The sequence below is a fragment of the Vibrio sp. CJQ_6 genome (genome assembly GCF_043106745.1).
Taxonomy (GTDB): domain Bacteria; phylum Pseudomonadota; class Gammaproteobacteria; order Enterobacterales; family Vibrionaceae; genus Vibrio; species Vibrio furnissii.
In genome coordinates, this window is sequence record NZ_JBICMV010000012.1 from 179840 (window position 1) to 196854 (window position 17015).

13 protein-coding genes are annotated in these 17015 nt (G+C 49.8%); 3 read left to right on the forward strand and 10 right to left on the reverse strand.

Going from position 1 to position 17015, the window contains the following annotated elements:
* Positions 1 to 108 precede the first annotated feature (108 nt).
* Entirely contained in the window at positions 109 to 1014 is a 906-nt protein-coding gene (locus tag ACF8PK_RS07780) for a lysine exporter LysO family protein (protein ID WP_392440682.1), read from the reverse strand.
* Positions 1015 to 1033: 19 nt separating this feature from the next.
* Positions 1034 to 1954 (reverse strand): HDOD domain-containing protein, encoded by a 921-nt coding sequence (locus ACF8PK_RS07785; protein ID WP_004726364.1) that lies wholly within the window; start codon positions 1952 to 1954, stop codon positions 1034 to 1036.
* Positions 1955 to 2326: 372 nt separating this feature from the next.
* On the opposite strand from ACF8PK_RS07785, the gene ACF8PK_RS07790 reads away from it, so the two are divergent.
* Positions 2327 to 2920, forward strand: coding sequence for a TfoX/Sxy family DNA transformation protein (locus ACF8PK_RS07790; RefSeq protein WP_038151289.1), 594 nt, complete (start codon positions 2327 to 2329; stop codon positions 2918 to 2920).
* Between the two features lie 132 nt (positions 2921 to 3052).
* On the opposite strand, the gene ACF8PK_RS07795 is transcribed toward ACF8PK_RS07790, so the two are convergent.
* The 3 genes from ACF8PK_RS07795 to ACF8PK_RS07805 form a co-directional block, all read right to left on the reverse strand.
* Positions 3053 to 3601, reverse strand: coding sequence for a hypothetical protein (locus ACF8PK_RS07795; protein WP_392440683.1), 549 nt, complete (start codon positions 3599 to 3601; stop codon positions 3053 to 3055).
* 224 nt (positions 3602 to 3825) lie between these two features.
* On the reverse strand, positions 3826 to 4323 hold the full coding sequence (locus ACF8PK_RS07800) for a response regulator (RefSeq protein ID WP_004726361.1): 498 nt from the start codon (positions 4321 to 4323) through the stop codon (positions 3826 to 3828).
* Between the two features lie 9 nt (positions 4324 to 4332).
* Positions 4333 to 6276 carry an ATP-binding protein gene (locus ACF8PK_RS07805; protein ID WP_392440684.1) on the reverse strand — a complete coding sequence of 648 codons (1944 nt, stop codon included), beginning with the start codon at positions 6274 to 6276 and terminating at the stop codon, positions 4333 to 4335.
* Between the two features lie 232 nt (positions 6277 to 6508).
* On the opposite strand from ACF8PK_RS07805, the gene ACF8PK_RS07810 reads away from it, so the two are divergent.
* Entirely contained in the window at positions 6509 to 7780 is a 1272-nt protein-coding gene (locus ACF8PK_RS07810) for a DUF945 family protein (RefSeq protein ID WP_004726359.1), read from the forward strand.
* A 119-nt stretch (positions 7781 to 7899) separates the two neighbouring features.
* Entirely contained in the window at positions 7900 to 8994 is a 1095-nt protein-coding gene (gene serC / locus ACF8PK_RS07815) for a 3-phosphoserine/phosphohydroxythreonine transaminase (RefSeq protein ID WP_014205334.1), read from the forward strand.
* A gap of 133 nt (positions 8995 to 9127) precedes the next feature.
* On the opposite strand, the gene ACF8PK_RS07820 is transcribed toward serC, so the two are convergent.
* The 5 genes from ACF8PK_RS07820 to ACF8PK_RS07840 form a co-directional block, all read right to left on the reverse strand.
* Positions 9128 to 9688 carry a sugar O-acetyltransferase gene (locus ACF8PK_RS07820; protein WP_004726355.1) on the reverse strand — a complete coding sequence of 187 codons (561 nt, stop codon included), beginning with the start codon at positions 9686 to 9688 and terminating at the stop codon, positions 9128 to 9130.
* Positions 9689 to 9794: 106 nt separating this feature from the next.
* Positions 9795 to 10733: a family 43 glycosylhydrolase gene (locus ACF8PK_RS07825; protein ID WP_392440685.1), complete on the reverse strand. Its 939-nt coding sequence runs from the start codon at positions 10731 to 10733 to the stop codon at positions 9795 to 9797.
* An 11-nt stretch (positions 10734 to 10744) separates the two neighbouring features.
* On the reverse strand, positions 10745 to 12139 hold the full coding sequence (locus ACF8PK_RS07830; RefSeq protein WP_014205331.1) for an MFS transporter: 1395 nt from the start codon (positions 12137 to 12139) through the stop codon (positions 10745 to 10747).
* 387 nt (positions 12140 to 12526) lie between these two features.
* Positions 12527 to 14872 carry a YgiQ family radical SAM protein gene (locus ACF8PK_RS07835; protein WP_392440686.1) on the reverse strand — a complete coding sequence of 782 codons (2346 nt, stop codon included), beginning with the start codon at positions 14870 to 14872 and terminating at the stop codon, positions 12527 to 12529.
* 534 nt (positions 14873 to 15406) lie between these two features.
* Positions 15407 to 17002, reverse strand: coding sequence for an ABC-F family ATPase (locus ACF8PK_RS07840; protein ID WP_004726351.1), 1596 nt, complete (start codon positions 17000 to 17002; stop codon positions 15407 to 15409).
* Positions 17003 to 17015: the final 13 nt, after the last annotated feature.

The following is a 17015-nucleotide window of genomic DNA, read 5'->3' on the forward strand; positions in this document are numbered from 1 at the left end:
GGTTGGGGTTTTTATAGACTTCCAGTTGGGCTTGATTTGATGCACGCAACCAATCGGTTACATGCCAAGTACGCTATTTTAAAGGATGTGTAACATGATTCCTGAGATCTAGCCTGCAAGAGACACAAAGAATAACATCAAAACAGGGACTAACAGGCTGAGAATAAACCCACTGACGATCGCCACGGGCACACAACGTACACCGCCGGTGGTTTGAATGACGGGCAGCGTGAAGTCCATGGCTGTGGCACCCGCGTAGCCAATCGAGGTACAGGGTTTGCGACTGATGAACATCGGGATCAGCACCAGTGAGATCAGCTCGCGCAGCAGCTCAATCATAAATGACGCCCCACCGTAAACCGGCCCAAAGGCATCGCCCATCAGAATCCCCGCCAATGAATACCAACCGAAGCCGGACGCCATCGCCAGCCCTTTGTATACCGGAATGTCGAGCACTAACGCGGCAATCGCGCCCCCAATCCAACTGGTGACCATCACCACTGCGGCGATGATCATGCCATGTTTATTCAGCAGGATTTGACCTAACGTCAGGCTGCTGTTGCGCAGTTGAATACCGATAAAAAACAGCAGTAAGAAAAGAATCCACTCGCTGGCGGTATCGACCCAAGAGAGGTCTAAATTGAACAGCACGCCCACGAGCAAACCACCCCCGACGACCAGAATCAGTTTGACTGACTCCAATGCCATACTCGACAGCGGCAATTTGGTGTGGCTGGTGTCCGTTTCCAACGGGAGAAAGCGGTCAACCAGCGGCAAGGCAAGCAGGTTACAGGCGCCAAGCAGCACAAAGAACACGCCCACATATTTGAGGATCAGTTGTAGGTTGTCGCCCAAGTTATCCAATGCGGCAAGGCTCAGACCCATTAAAAATAGAATGACATAAACCAGAGAGGCGGTGGCTCGGTTGAGTTGGGCAAGCCACGCTTTATTTTGAATCGCAAACAGATACCCCACCACCAGTGGGGCAAAGATAAACATCATCCCTGATAACATACATTCCTCGAAAAGTGATTTAGAAACCGCTCGCGTTGATCACCGCGCTGAGTTGGGTTTTGAATTCCACATCACTGAGATTGCTAAGGTCGTAAAGCACTTCGGCGCCCGTCGCATTGATTTCGACCTCGTGCTCTTCTATCGCATCGTCTTGTTTTCTATACATAAGTAAGTGATGTGCAATTCGTGCCACATCAAGGTAGCTGACTTCCTGACAATGTTCTACTAATTCTTCATTGCAAGCGACTTCAAGGAAATCTTGATCGAAGCCCCAATGTTTCAACACCAGTTGACTGGTGCTGGAACAATTGGATTGGAAAATTTGCAGCGCAATGTCTTGATCGAGGTAGTTCCCGTTTTCGAGGTAAAGGTAGTATTCGTTGACCAAACAGAACAATCCGATGTCAGCCAACAGGCCAACCAGCAGGGCTTTGTCTTGTTCAAGGTGCAGGTAGTTGTCCGGCTCAAGCTTTTTGAACGACTGAGCGACAAGCACCATTGTGGCCCCCAGCTCGCGAGACACCGAAGCACTGTTGATCAGTATCTTGTTGCATTCTTTGCTGAGGTTGATGGAGTTTTTGAGCTGCTCGATCGCTTGAGCGGTGACGATGTCACGCACGCGCACGATGCCCAAACGAGACACTGCGGTCATCAAATCGGTACAGGTAATGTTGCGGCGATTGAAGACCACGGAGTTCGCCACACGAATGACGATCGCGGCGAGGCCGGGATCGTCGGTGAGGCAGTCGGCAATGTCTGAAACACCCGTCGATTCGAGTGTGCACAAACGTTGAATTTTGAGCACGACGTCAGGAATCGGCGGCAGAGAGATTTTGCCGGTGCTGATGGAAGTTTTAACCAACTGAGCAAACTCACTCTCTAGCCCTTCAATGAGTTTGTGTCGGTTTTCTGGAAGCCAAAAGAAAGATAAATGATTCATTTTTTATTATTGATAGTTTTCGTTCCGTGTCATTCTACCGATCGCTAATAAATAGAAGCAACCACAAACCTGCAGAAAGCGTCAATTTCTTTACATTTCGATGATCTGTGAGACATTTTGCGTACCTGTTCGTTTATTTAAGCGCATGGAAATGATGGCCTTGTGACGCTGCTCTCATTATTGGTAAATAATCAATGTGTTGATGTGAATTAAGCCCAGACTTATTTCGTTTCGTTAACTATGATGTATAAAACTTATAAGTAAGCATTCTGTATACAAATAAAGCTTACTATTTAACCTATTCATTTTATTCGCTAAAAATTTGCTGCTATCTGGTGATCTTTCTTAATCGGGGACGTGATTAAAGGATCAATGGATATGTGTGAGCATAGATTTTTCGATTATGCAATTAAGTTTGGTGCCTACCAAAAACGCTCTATGTTTGGTGGTATTGGTTTGTTTCAACAAGAGGCGATGTATGCCTTGCTAACCGATGACTGCATCTTTATTCGAGGTGGTGAAGACCTTGATAAAATTTTGACGGATCTGGGGTGTGAGAAATATCGCCATGTGAAGAAGCAAACAACCGCAACGGTTAACTATTACGATATTACACAGCTATTTGAACAAAATTATTCGGATTTAGATTCAATTATCGAACGCGCTATCTTGTATTCGATTGAACAACGGTACTTTCAGAAATCGCATGCGAATCGCCGGCTGAGGGATTTGCCTAATATGCAGTTAACGCTGGAACGTATGGTGAAGAAGGCGGGCGTTGAAGACGTGGACACCTTCATGCGTTTGGGTGCGCCGGAAGTGTTCAATAAAGTTCGTCGCATTTACGGTAGTGATTTGGATGTGAAATTGCTGTGGAAATTCGCGGGTGCGATTGAAGGGATCCATTGGAAACTGCTGCAAGAGCCGCGCAAGCGTCAATTGTTAGAAAGCTGTCACGCGCGTTAAGGACAACGGACGCAGTGGGGGGAGATGGACACTGTTGTTGGGAAAGGCAATAAAAAAACCGAGGCTTTGGCCTCGGTTTTTTTGTGCAAGTCGCAGCCTCGATGAACGATCGTGGCTGCGGGATGTGAACACTTAGTATTTAAAGCGAGCCGTGAACATCAGTTGGTCATCATAAGTGTCGTTGATGCGCGCTTCTGCACCCAAAGAGAACAGCTCTGTTGAGTGGAAACGGGCGTACACAGAACCAATCCAGTGATCATCGTTGTCAATGGAAACGTAACCGCCTTTACCACCGACTTCCAATTGAGGCCCCAACCATTGGCGCACGCCAAGGTTCAATTCCATCCCAGTGTCTGCGCTGCCATTGTTCTTTTTGTCTTTCAGACGGAACAGCATCTCGCCGGTAAAGTCTGCCCAGTTATTGACTGGCGCGTGGAACCCAAAGCCAGTCGCGACGTCATAGTCGCTCTCAAATTCAGAGTCGACACGTGCAATCACGTGCGCGTTTGGGTGAATAGATTTACTGACAGCAGCACCGTAGGTGACAGGGCTTACGCCGATGCGAGCTTCAATGTAGTCGTAGTTGAAGTTGCTCATTACGGAAGGGCTGTTACGGTCAACTGCAGCCATTGATTGCGCTGAAGCAAGAAGAAGTGCTGTTGCAATGATTGTTTTACGCATAGTCACGATAAACCTATATCTTTATGATTAATTCCATGGTCGAAAGCGGAATATCCGCTAAGACGTAAAGCCTTGAAAGATAACCAGGCTTCAAAAGTGTCGACATCATAATTCATCGGTGCAGTCAGGCTCCACCAAAAAATGTCATTGTTTTGTCGTCTAAGGTGATATTAAGCAATTTAGGTGCCAAATAGATGAAGCCTTTGTGATTTTTTGAGTGCCCATTATTCACCGAAACTCATGCGTTTTGCCGCAATGGCATTGAGTATTTTCTCGGCGTCGAGCACTTGAATCCAAGGCATCAGGTTGTCGTCGTTATCGATAACATACTGAGTTAATTGATCTTTCACCGTTTCGCGCAATGCGTCGCCACGCCACGGTTTGGCCACATAAAAGTGCAAACTGGCGTGATTGATGGCTTGTACCGTGTCTTCAAGGCCCGCTTGTCCGGTCAGCAGGACTTTACGTGTCTTGGCGGTCTCTTCATCGTCATTGAGTTCGATCAAAAAGCTGATTCCCGTTTGCTCTGGCATGATGTGGTCACACAAAATCAGCGCCAGTGAAATGCCTTGTTGGCGATAGTCATCAATCACCTCTTTGGCTTCGGCCACCGATTCGGCGGCTTCGATCACGAAATGTTCTTCAAAGCAATCCAAGTCTTGAACCACGCTATCAAGCACTTCTCTTTCATCATCGACACATAAAATCATGTATTTATTCATGCTTGTCTCCTAATCGATTGAGCGAGGTGAGAGCGGCAACCAAACGCTCATGGTGGTGTATTGATGCGGTTGACTGTCGACGGCTATCCAACCTTGGTGCTGCAACACAATTTGTTGGCAGACGGAAAGGCCAATACCTAATCCGAAATTGCCTTCACGTTTGGTGGTGTAGTTGAGTGCAAAAATCTGCGCTTTGAGCTCATCAGGAATCCCACAACCGTTATCGGTGAAGCTTATGACAGCATAGGTTTGATTATTTTTCTCCTCCATTCGTGTTCGAATGTGAAGTACGCCGCGTTCGGGGAAGGCATCAATGGCGTTCGAAATTAAATTGGTCCACACCTGCTGTAGTGCAATCGGCAAGCAATCAATCGGTGGAATGTTGGCGTATTCCTTTTCTACTCGGTGCAGTTTGAGACGGTTTTCGAAGATCACTAAGGTGTCTTCAATCCCTTCGTGAATATCGACACGATGGAAAGTTTCGTCATCGGGGCGCGCATAACCTTTGAGGCTTTTGACCATATCGGCAATGCGTTGCGCGCAGACATGAATCGAGCGCAAGTTGCTGCCCGCCAAATGATACGATTCCAATGTCTCGATTTGGGCCAGCGCGTGTTCGGGATTGCGCCGTGCCAGTGCGATCAATTCAGTGTCTTGTTCTAACCCGAGTTTGACCATTTTTTTGGCCACCAATCGATGCTGCGTTTGCTGTTCCAACTGCTTGGCGCGAGCGCGCTCTTCCGATGTCGACATCGGTTTGGCCAGCAATGCGCTGCGCAGCAATTGGGCGCCTTGCGTGATCTGTGCTGGGGCTGGCGCATTGCAACTGTCAACAATGGTTTCGATATTTCGGCTGAGCGTTTCCGTTCCGCGTAAAATGGCGGCCACTGGGTTATTGAGTTCGTGAGCGACCCCGGCCACCAATTGACCCAGCATGGCCATTTTTTCACGCTCGATCAGCTGTTGATGGGCGGATTCTAAGGATTCGAGCGTCTTTTGCAGTTTGATTTTTGTGTTGATGCTGCGCTGTAAACGACGGTTAAAATGGCGCAACAACAAATTGGTAAACAGCGGCAACAAGCTGCTGTCGGAATGCATCACTTTGGCAAACACGTCGCGATCGAGTTTAATCACCTCTGTTTTGGTTAAGGTGATGGCGGTGGAGAAGGAGGGTTCTCCGGTCACAAACGACATCCCGCCGACGATATTGCCTTTCTTATGGCGTACCACTTCGCGTTGCTGTCCTAAATCATCTTTTTTATACAGCGCCACTTCACCTTCCGTGATAAACCACAAAAAGCGATTTTCTTCGCCTTCTTTGGTCAGCAGGTGTTCGGCTGAATAGGTGCGGCAAGCTCGGGTTTCATCCTCTTTTTCGAAAAACAGGTACAGCGCGCCGATGACTTGTTCGGCTAGTTCCGTGTCTGACAGGCGGTGGTAATCGGTGATAAAGCCATCGCGAAAAGAGCGCATTTTATTGTCGATGTGGGCGCGTAAAATACGTTGTTGATCGAGTTGTGTGCTGTAGCTGAGGATATTGTCTTTATCGTGTTCGAGAATGAAGGTCGTCAATTCCTGTTGCGCGGTTTTGCGCAGCACGTGATCTTGCAACGGTTTGGTCAGGCAGTAGTCCAATCGCCCTTCGTTCACCGCATTGAGAATGGCTTGAATGTCTTGGCCGCAACTGACCAATACTTTACGCGCGTTGCGCGTATGAGGCAGCTTATCGAGATGAATGAGGAAATCCGCGCCGTTCATTGCTTCGTGATGGCTGGCAATCACCAGCGCGACGGTTTGATTTTGCTGTTCGAGGTATTCCAGTGTTTGCTGTGCATCGTCAACGGAGTCGGCCGTATGCAGATCGAACTTGGTGGCAAACGGGCTTAATTCGTGGCGCCACTGTTCCACACTGATGGGATTATTGTCTAAACAGAGCAGGGCATATCGGTTCACGTCAGTCTCGTTGTCGGTTACGGATCGGCAGCATTACTGTAACAAGCTTCGCGTGGCGGATTTGAGAGCTAGGTTTGAAGACACCAAACTTTGACAATGCAGGCGTCAATACTCTGATTTAACTCATACTTTCCTCATTAACCTCGGACAATCATCGTTTAGACTCTCGTCTCTTGAGCTCAGTTGAATAACTACGGTAGACTGAGCCAAACAATCAGGAAATCCTTTTATTATGCAAACTATTAAACGAATTGGTGCAGTGGGTGGGGCTATTGCGTTGGCGCTGTGTTGGCCGTTGGCCGTTGGACAAATCGGCCAGAGCGTGATCACCGACGGCGTGGCGCACGTCAGCAACGATAAAGTGACGGCTGAGTTAGTCAGTTACGATCGCGGCTATTTATCCTCAAAGGTACAAACCCGTTACACGGTCGTGGATCCAAAAATGAAGCAACAGATGGAAGCGGAAGGTTTTCCGACTGAAATCGTCATGGATAGCGATGTGCACCACGGGTTGCTGAGCTTGACGTCTGTCTCCACGTTCCCGCAGTTCCCCGATTTCCCGATGGTGATCAACAGCACCACGCGTCTGAACGGCAATACCGAGTACACAGCGACAACCGAAGCGTGGCATTACGTCAACCAAGGCGAAACGCCGTTTACGTTGTCGGTCACTCCGATGACGTTGAGCGGCACGGCGACGACACTGGGTGAAATCACTTATTCGGCCTCGATTCCATCGATCGACATGGACTTCTCGACGGGTGAAAAGGTGCAGATGAGCAATTTTGCTGGTGAAGGCCATGGCAAACAAGTCAATGGATTCTGGATTGGTCAGCAAAAACTGACGCTCGAAAAATTGGACACACGTGACACGCAAGGGGCATCGCCGCTTTCTGCGGACAACGTGAGTTACGATTTTACCTCAACTTTGGATGAGCTCGAGCAGCGTTTCAGTAGCCAACACCGGGTGATGGCTGGCCAGCTCGTCAACGACAGCGGTACGGTCAACAACCTGCAAATTGATTTCACCTTGGGGGATGTCGACAGTTTGTCATTTGAAAAACTGTCCAATATCTATCAAAACCATCCAGACATGTCACAGCAGGCCATTTCAGAAGCACTGCCTTACGTTGACACACTGTTCGCCAAAGGGTTTAAGCTCAGCATGAACAAGATGGCGCTGAATGTGGGTGACGGTGAGTTTGACTCGAATTGGGCGCTTGCGATCCCTGAGGGGACTCATGACGTGCTGCAAGACCCAAGCGTGATTTTGTCGGCGCTGACGGGTCATTTGAACACGTTTGTGTCATCCCAATTGGCGGCCGATTACCCGTTTGTGCAACAAGGCGTGGACGAGCTGGTGATGATGGATATGGCGACACAGGATGAAAAAGGCTATCACCTTAAAGCGGATGTGAAGGATGGCAATCTCGTGTTTGCCAACGGTCAGCAGATCCCCTTGGTGGCGCTGTTGATGCCGTTAATGATGCAACAAGGTTATTAATCTGCTCAATTGATCAGTTATTCAAGAAAAGAGGTCTTCAGACCTCTTTTCTCACTTTTTATCCCGTCAAAAAAGTGGTATTAATCACACTAATTTACGATAGCAGGAGCAAAGAACACATGGAGCCGAATACGGACACTGTTTTTAACTTTAGTGCTGGTCCCGCAGCGTTGCCAAAAGCAGTGATGCAACAAGCACAGGCTGAATTTGTAAACTGGAACGATTTGGGCGTTTCAGTGATGGAAATTAGTCACCGTAGCAAACCTTTCATTCAAGTTGCGAAAGAAGCGGAGCAAGACTTACGCGATCTTCTCAACATTCCAGATAACTACAAAGTTCTGTTCTGCCAAGGTGGTGCGCGCGCACAATTCGCGGCCGTGCCACTGAACTTACTGGGCGACAAAACTCAGGCGACGTATATTGACGCAGGTTACTGGGCAGCAAGCGCTGTGAAAGAAGCGAAAAAATACTGCACCACGGATGTATTTGACGCGAAAATCAACAAAGACGGCAAAACTGCCGTACTGCCAGCGAGCGAATGGAAAATTGATGCGGGCTCCGCTTACGTTCACTTCTGTCCAAACGAAACCATCGACGGGATTGAGATCAACGACCTGCCAGTGACTGACAAGCCAATCGTTGCTGATATGTCTTCTACGATTCTTTCGCGCGAAATCGACGTAGCGAAATACGGCGTGATTTACGCGGGCGCTCAGAAAAATATCGGTCCTGCGGGCATCTGTATTGCTATCGTACGTGACGATCTGTTGGGCTTAGCCAACGATGTCATTCCTAGCATTCTGAACTACAAAATCTTGGCTGAACAAGATTCGATGTTCAACACCCCGCCAACGTTCGCGTGGTACTTGTCTGGTCTCGTGTTCAAATGGCTGAAAGCGCAAGGTGGTGTTAAAGCGATTGAAGCCGTGAACCGCGAGAAAGCTGCGCTGCTGTACGGTTACATCGATTCTTCTGACTTCTACCGCAACGAAATTCACGCGGACAACCGTTCGCTGATGAACGTTCCGTTCCAACTGGCAAAACCAGAACTGGATGGCACTTTCCTCGAATTGGCTGAAGCCCGTGGTTTGACTTCGCTAAAAGGTCACCGCGTCGTCGGGGGTATGCGTGCTTCAATCTACAACGCAATGCCGCTGGAAGGCGTTCAAGCGTTGGTTGATTTCATGAAAGAGTTCGAAGCGCAATACGCGTAATTCTCAAGCACAACTTACCCATCACAATGCAAAAGCTCAGTGGCGACACTGGGCTTTTTTGTTTGTCTGTTGTGATGTTTGTTCAGCGAATAGTCAAACAAACGAAAGCCACCGCATGGGTGGCTTTTTACGTTTAATGGTTTGCTTCGCGTTGTGCTTGTCCGAGCGTTTTGTGGACTCGGCATGGATGACCGAACGCCAGGCTATTGGGCGGGACATCTTTGGTGACAACGCTGCCGGCCCCGATGACTGCACCGTTGCCGATGGTGACGCCAGGCATGATGGTACAGTTGCCGCCAATCCACACATGATTGCCAATCGTAACAGGTTCTGCCCAACCGATGTGTTCATCTCGGGTCGTAAAATCGAGCGGATGATGCGCGGTGTAGACCTGCACATTGGGGCCGATAAACACGTGGTTGCCAATGGTGACTGGCGCGCAGTCGAGTAGGGTGAAGTTGAAGTTGATGAACACGTGGCTGCCCAACGTGGTGTTGATGCCGTAGTCGATGTTGATCTGTTTTTCGATGTGGACATCTTCACCAACCGCCGCAAACATTTGGGTCAAAATCGCACGTTGTTGGTCGCGGTCTCGTCGAGGCAACTGATTGTATTCAGCCGCCAAATCTCGCGTTGTATCTCGAATTTCGATCAGTTCTGGGTCGTTAATCCAGTAGCGCTCGCCAGCGCGCATATCGGTAAGGGCACTCATGTTGTTCATCCAGTGGTTTGCTTGATGGTTGGAAATGTGTTGAACCGAAAAGCAGAGGGCGCGTAAAACGCGGCCTCTGCCTGAGGGGTTAGATGGCGTCGCCAAATTGTGGGAAGCCGTCTTTCCACGTCAGCACTTTGATGCGGGTGTGACGGTTTGGATCCCACAGTGGGTCGCCTTCAATTTCGGTATAATCACGCGCGTGGTACACCAACAAGTCGTGACCGTTTTCATCTTGTGTAAAGCTGTTGTGACCCGGGCCATACACCTTTTTCTCCCAGTTGGTCGCAAAGACGGGATGGTCAGATTTATGCCAGCTTGCTGGGTTGAGCAAGTCGCTGTTCTCATCGGCCCAGAGTAAGCCCATGCAGTAGTTTTCATCGGTCGCACTGGCGGAATATGTCATCCAGAACTTGCCATGACGATGCAATATCGACGGCCCTTCATTGACCCAGAACCCGCGTTGTTCCCAATCGAATTCGGGAATGGTTAACCGTTGCGGCTGGGTTTTTAGCTGTGTTGGCGTTTCCAACTCGGCAATGTAAAGGTTGGAGTTGCCTCGAATGCCGTTCTCTTTTTGCGCCCAAACGTAGTAGTTTCGCCCTTGATGGCTAAACGACGTGGCATCCAGACTGAATGTGTCCATGCCGGTGTCGATTTGCCCTTCAAATACCCAATTGTCGGTGATGGGGTTGGCGTTGTGGTTGGAGACGGCATACATGCGGTGCTGAAACAATCCGTCAACGATCGCTCGAGACGGCGCTGCGGCAAAGTACACATACCAAGCGCCATCAATGAAATGTAATTCCGGCGCCCAAATGAGGTCGCTGTATGGGCCTGTGTCGGGTTTGTACCAAGCGTTAATGAGTTCACTGGTCGTGCGCAGCTCAGCAATGGATTTGGCACGGCGAATTTCAATGCGGTCGTACTCGGGGACAGACGCCGTGAAGTAATAGTAGCCATCACTGTGCTTGGTGATATGTGGATCAGCACGCTGTTCAATAATTGGATTGATGAGTTCTTGCATCTTACTTAACCTTAATTTGCCTGGCCTTTAACAGGTATATGAGTCTTCACTTCGCTGAGGTTTTCTTCTTGTTCAAGAATGTTGGTTGCGGTGATGGAGTGGTAGTAACGGTCCGTCACTTTGTACTTGAACATGAAAGCGCCCATCAGGAAGTGGAACAAGCCCGGGATCACCGTCAACATCAGCGCGATACCGGTCAGTGTGAAATCAGATTGATCTTGGTTGGGGACGTATTCGAAGGTGGTGAGTAGCCAGCCCACAATCGCCCCCGCGATCCCCATCCCAAATTTTTGGCAGAAAGAGATGCCACCAAAGGCGAGGCCAGAAACACGTTGGCCGGTTTTGTAGGTGCCGTAATCGACGGCTTCGGCAATGGCTGACCAAAACACAGGGGCATGCAAGTCCACCACAAATGACACCAAGAAATAGAGGATGAAGGCCAACGCAAAGTCGCCACGACCGACGGTCAGATAAAGTAGTGCGCTCAGAAATAGCACCGCAATTTGGCTGTAGCGGAACAGTTTGACTTTGCAGTAGAACTTGGTGATCCACGTGGATGCAACCATCGCCAGAATTGCAGCCACCACACCGGTCGCCAAGAAGGCTGAGATGGTGCCAGCGTCACCGCCAAGATAGTATTTGGCATAATAAGCAGCCACTGAACCACGAATCACGTAGCCGACTGTACCGGTGACACACACCGCACACAGGATCAACCATTGGTCATTTTTGACTAACAGTTTCACTTGCTGAGCAAAATTGGTTTGCTCGACTTTGTGTTCGATGCGCTCTTTGGTGGTCGCAAAGCAGAACAGGAATAACAGCGTGCCCATGAGGCCCATCAGTCCCATGGAGTATTGGTAACCTAACTGAATGTTGTCCTGGCCCCAATACGCAGAGAGTTGCGGCACAATGATGGTGACCAGAAACGCTGCGATCTTGGCGAAGAACAAGCGGTAGCCATTGGCAGACAAGCGTTCTTTCGGGTCATCGGTCAGCACGCTGATGAGCGAGATGTACGGAATGGTCACCGCGGTAAACATGATGGTGACCAGAATGTAAGTCGCGTAGGCGTAGATCAGTTTGCTGTTGTAGTCGGCGTCTGGCGTGCTGAACGCCAAGTAAACTGACAAGCCAAATGGCACAGCCAAAAACAGCATGTAAGGGCGGTAGCGTCCCCAACGCGTTTTGATTTTATCAGTCAGCATACCCATCAATGGATCGGTCACCGCATCGATCAGACGCACGACAATGAACAACATCGCGAGATCTTGCGGTTTGATGCCAAAGATATCGGTGTAAAAGAAGGTAATAATTAACATCATAGAGGAAATTACGACGTTAACGGCCATATCACCGGCCCCGAACCCCACTTTCTCTAATACAGGCAGCTTATATTTATACATTGTATTCTCTTCCGTCGATGAACAACTGTGAATTACCTTAAAGTGATTCATCTTCGGTCGCTGTTAGAGTTCTCATGAAAAGAATTATCCAGCAGATTTGTACATGTCTTTAGCGAAACTGGTTATGTTTGGTTGTTATTCCAGCGCTTCATGGGTTTGAGGCTGTCGCTAAGCTGGTAGCGATATTATCCATGGTCTATAGAGAGATTTTGTGTTTTTCTGGGCGGGAGTATCAATCGTTCGTACAATGTCACATATTTAAATTTTAATGAAAATCTGACGAATTCAATTTGAAATATAGGTTCAATTTATGGTTTTTAATTTAGGGTGCTGAATTAAGAAATGATAGTGATAAAAAAACCGCCAGTGTTGGCGGTTTTTTTCATCTCATGATGCGCGTTGGCTATGACGACCTTGCGCTTTCCCTTTCCCTCCGGGACGAGTGCGATTTTGTCCTTGTCCTGAGGTGTTGGGGCGGCCATTGCCATTCGGTTTCCCGTTTTGGCCTGGCTTGTTTGGGTTGCTTGCGGGTTTTCCATGCTCTCCCGGCTTGGCTTGTCCGCCAGATTGACCATTGGATTTGCCTTGGCCAGAGCGTTGGCCATTGGATTTACCACCACGCAGCGCATCAAAGCCCGGCTGTGACATTGTATGCTTCGTTGCAAAACGGTTCGAACCATGGCGACCCGATTTACGGCGTTGGGCCGGCGTCAGTTTTTCACCATCTTCTGATGGCACCAAACAGCCCGGCTTGTCGCCGATCAGGTGCTTTTTACCCATGTTGATCAGCGCTTCGCGGATCAACGGCCAGTTGGCTGGATCGTGGTAACGCAGCAGTGCTTTGTGCAGGCGGCGCTGACGGTCGCCTTTAGGCACCGCGACGTCTTCACGTTTTTTGTACTTCACGCGTTTCAGCGGGTTCACTTCGGAGTGATACATCGCGGTCGCGTTACACATCGGTGATGGGTAGAAGTTCTGAACTTGGTCACACTCGTAGTTGTTCTTCTTGAGCCACAGCGCCAGATTGAGCATGTCTTCATCTTCTGTGCCCGGGTGCGCGGAGATGAAGTACGGGATCAGGTACTGTTTCTTGCCCGCTTCGGCGCTGTATTTCTCAAACAGCTCTTTGAAGCGATCGTAGGTTCCCATGCCCGGTTTCATCATCAGATCCAGTGGCGATTTCTCGGTATGTTCCGGTGCAATCTTCAGGTAACCACCCACGTGGTGCGTGACCAGTTCTTTGATGTATTCCGGAGACTCAATGGCCAGATCGTAACGCACGCCTGAGGCGATCATGATCTTCTTAATACCGTCGACTTTACGTGCATCACGATACAGGTCGATGGTGTGCTTGTGATCGGTATTGAGCTTGTGACAGATGCCCGGGAACACGCACGACGGACGGCGACAGTTGGCTTCCGCTTTCGGATCTGAACAGCCAAGGCGGTACATGTTGGCCGTTGGGCCACCCAAATCTGAAATGGTGCCGGTAAAGCCCGGAACTTTGTCACGAATCTCTTTCAGTTCGTTGATGATCGACTCTTTCGAACGGTTTTGAATGATGCGGCCTTCGTGTTCGGTGATCGAACAGAAAGAGCAGCCACCAAAACAGCCACGCATGATGTTGACCGAGGTCTTGATCATGTCGTAAGCCGGGATCTTCGCTTTGCCATACATCGGGTGTGGCACACGGGCGTAAGGCAAGTCGAACACGAAATCCATCTCTTCAGTGGAGAGTGGAATCGGAGCTTGGTTTACCCACAATTCACGGTTGCCGTGGCTTTGAATCAGCGCACGGCCAGAATACGGGTTGGTTTCTAGGTGCAACACACGGCTGGCGTGTGCATACAGAATCCGGTCGTTTTGCAGCTTCTCGTAAGAGGGCAGACGTACCGCGGTCGTCTTGGCATCGTGGCGAGAAGGACGAATGGTGATCGGTTTGGCTTCCGCTTCGTCTTTTTTACCGGTTTCGCACTGGGTTTCCACTTCGTACGGGTTGGTAGGGACGAACGGTTTGCTCGGCTTATCAATGCGTGACGAGTCGATGATGGTGAAGCTTTCTGGCGCCGCAGGCAGGTTAACAGCCGTGCCGCGCACGTTGGTCATCTCGCTGATGCTTTCCCCGTTGGCGAGGCGATGCGCCACTTCCACCAGTGCGCGCTCGGCGTTACCAAACAGCAGGATGTCGGCTTTGGCATCAAACAGCACGGAACGGCGAACTTTGTCTGACCAGTAATCGTAGTGCGCGACGCGACGCAGGCTGGCTTCAATGCCACCTAGCACAATCGGCACGTCTTTGTATGCTTCGCGGCAGCGTTGTGAATACACCAGCGTGGCACGGTCTGGACGTTTACCGCCTTCGTTGTTTGGCGTGTACGCATCATCGTGGCGCAGCTTTTTATCGGACGTGTAACGGTTGATCATGGAGTCCATGTTGCCAGCGGTGACGCCAAAGAACAGATTCGGTTTCCCTAACGTCGTAAACGCCTCTTTGCTGTTCCATTCCGGCTGCGCGATGATGCCGACGCGGAATCCTTGCGACTCCAGCAAGCGGCCAATGATCGCCATACCGAAGCTCGGGTGATCGACATACGCATCGCCTGTGACGATGATGATGTCGCAGCTGTCCCAGCCCAGCGCCTGCATCTCTTGACGCGATGTTGGCAGGAATGGGGCCGTGCCAAAACACTCGGCCCAGTATTTCTTGTATTCGTTAATCTTTGGTGTATTCATAAGTTTAAAAAGGTGCTCACTTTACTGAAGGGGCTGAGTGGCGTTCGAACCATTATTATTTCGCCTAGGCTGACGCCCAGCTTCTGTTGTGCGGTCTTTCACTCAACACCCGATATGCTTGCGCGCTAGAGTCTTCCTGATCTTCATCACTCAGGTTCGCCTCACGCTTGTTGCTTCCCGCTGGCGTTATTTACGCGTATGACGAGCGTCCAACTTCCGTTTTCCGCTCCGTTTTTTTGGCTTCGATGATGCCGTTCTATCACCGTTGACCGTCGTTGTGCGACCTTTCTGCCTGCTGTAATACTAGGTGAAAAAAGCAGCCAAACAAAATAGCGGTGGAGTGTATCACGTTCTCGGCGGTGTCGCTCAATTTCTGTGACGGGTCGCCAAAAACTTTACGGCGTGGTTGAGCGGGCGTCCGCGTTGAATATCGCGTTGGGGGGAGAAGGCTCTCACTGGTTGGTGCACATAAAAAAGCCATCGCAAAGGCGATGGCTTTTAAGCAAGCGTTTTGGCTTAAAACCGAGTGGCGAATTAGCCAATCAGGCCTTGTTTCGCCAGGTACTCATCGTAAGTGCCGTGGAAGTCGTTCACACCATCTTTGGTGATTTCGATGATGCGTGTCGCAATCGATGAGACGAACTGACGGTCGTGAGATACAAACAGCAGCGTGCCTTTGTAGTTTTCCAGCGCCAAGTTCAAGGCTTCGATCGATTCCATATCCATGTGGTTGGTTGGTTCGTCCATCAGCAGGATGTTTGGTTTTTGCATGATCAGCTTACCAAACAGCATACGACCTTGCTCACCACCCGAAATCACTTTGACCGATTTCTTGATGTCGTTTTGCGAGAACAGCATACGGCCCAGAATACCGCGCACGGTTTGCTCGTCTTCGCCTTCGTTTTTCCACTGGCTCATCCAATCTAGCAGCGACATGTCTTCTGCGAAATCATGCGCGTGATCCTGAGCGTAGAAACCGATGTTGTTGTTTTCAGACCATTTGATCATGCCCGCCATCGGTTCCATCACACCTGCCAGCGTGTTGAGCGTGGTGGATTTACCGATACCGTTCTCACCGATGATCGCGATGCGTTCACCCACTTCAACCATCAGGTTGACGTTGTTGATCAGGATGTTTTCGCCGTAACCTTGTTTCAAACCTTCCACTTCCAGCGCGTTACGGAACAGCTCTTTCTTCTGATCGAAACGGATGAATGGTGACTGACGGCTTGATGGTTTCACTTCTTCGAGTTGGATTTTATCCAGCTGTTTCTGACGAGAAGTGGCCTGTTTGGCTTTCGATGCGTTTGCAGAGAAGCGGCTAACGAAGGTTTGCAGCTCAGCAATTTGAGCTTTCTTCTTCGCGTTGTCTGCTTGCAGACGATCACGCGCTTGTTCAGCTGCGATCATGTATTCGTCGTAGTTACCGTGGAACAGACGCAGTTCACCGTAATCCAAATCTGCCATGTGGGTACACACGGTGTTCAGGAAGTGACGGTCGTGCGAGATGATGATCATGGTGCAGTTACGTGCCAGCAACGTTTGCTCCAGCCATGCGATGGTGTGCATGTCCAGGTTGTTGGTTGGTTCGTCGAGCAGCATGATTTCTGGTTCTGCGAACAGCACCTGCGCCAGCAATACACGTAGTTTCAGACCCGGTGCGATTTCGCTCATCAGGCCGAAATGTTGCGCTTCAGGAATGCCCAAGCCCAGCAACAGTTCACCCGCGCGCGCTTCGGCGGAGTAGCCGTCCATTTCTGCGAATTCAGTTTCCAAGTCGCCAACACGCATGCCGTCTTCGTCGGTCATTTCTGGCAGCGCGTAAATGCGGTCACGTTCTTCTTTGACCTTCCACAACTCTTTGTGACCCATGATCACTGTGTCCACCACCGTGAACTCTTCAAACGCGAACTGATCCTGACCCAGTTTAGCCATGCGCTCGTTTGGATCGGTTGAAACCGAGCCTGCTGATGGCTCCAGTTCGCCGCTAAGAATTTTCATAAATGTGGATTTACCACAACCGTTGGCACCAATCAGGCCGTAACGGTTGCCATTACCAAATTTAATCGAGATGTTTTCAAACAATGGCTTATCGCCAAATTGCATGGTGATGTTTGCAGTCGTTAACACAAGGCATTCCAAG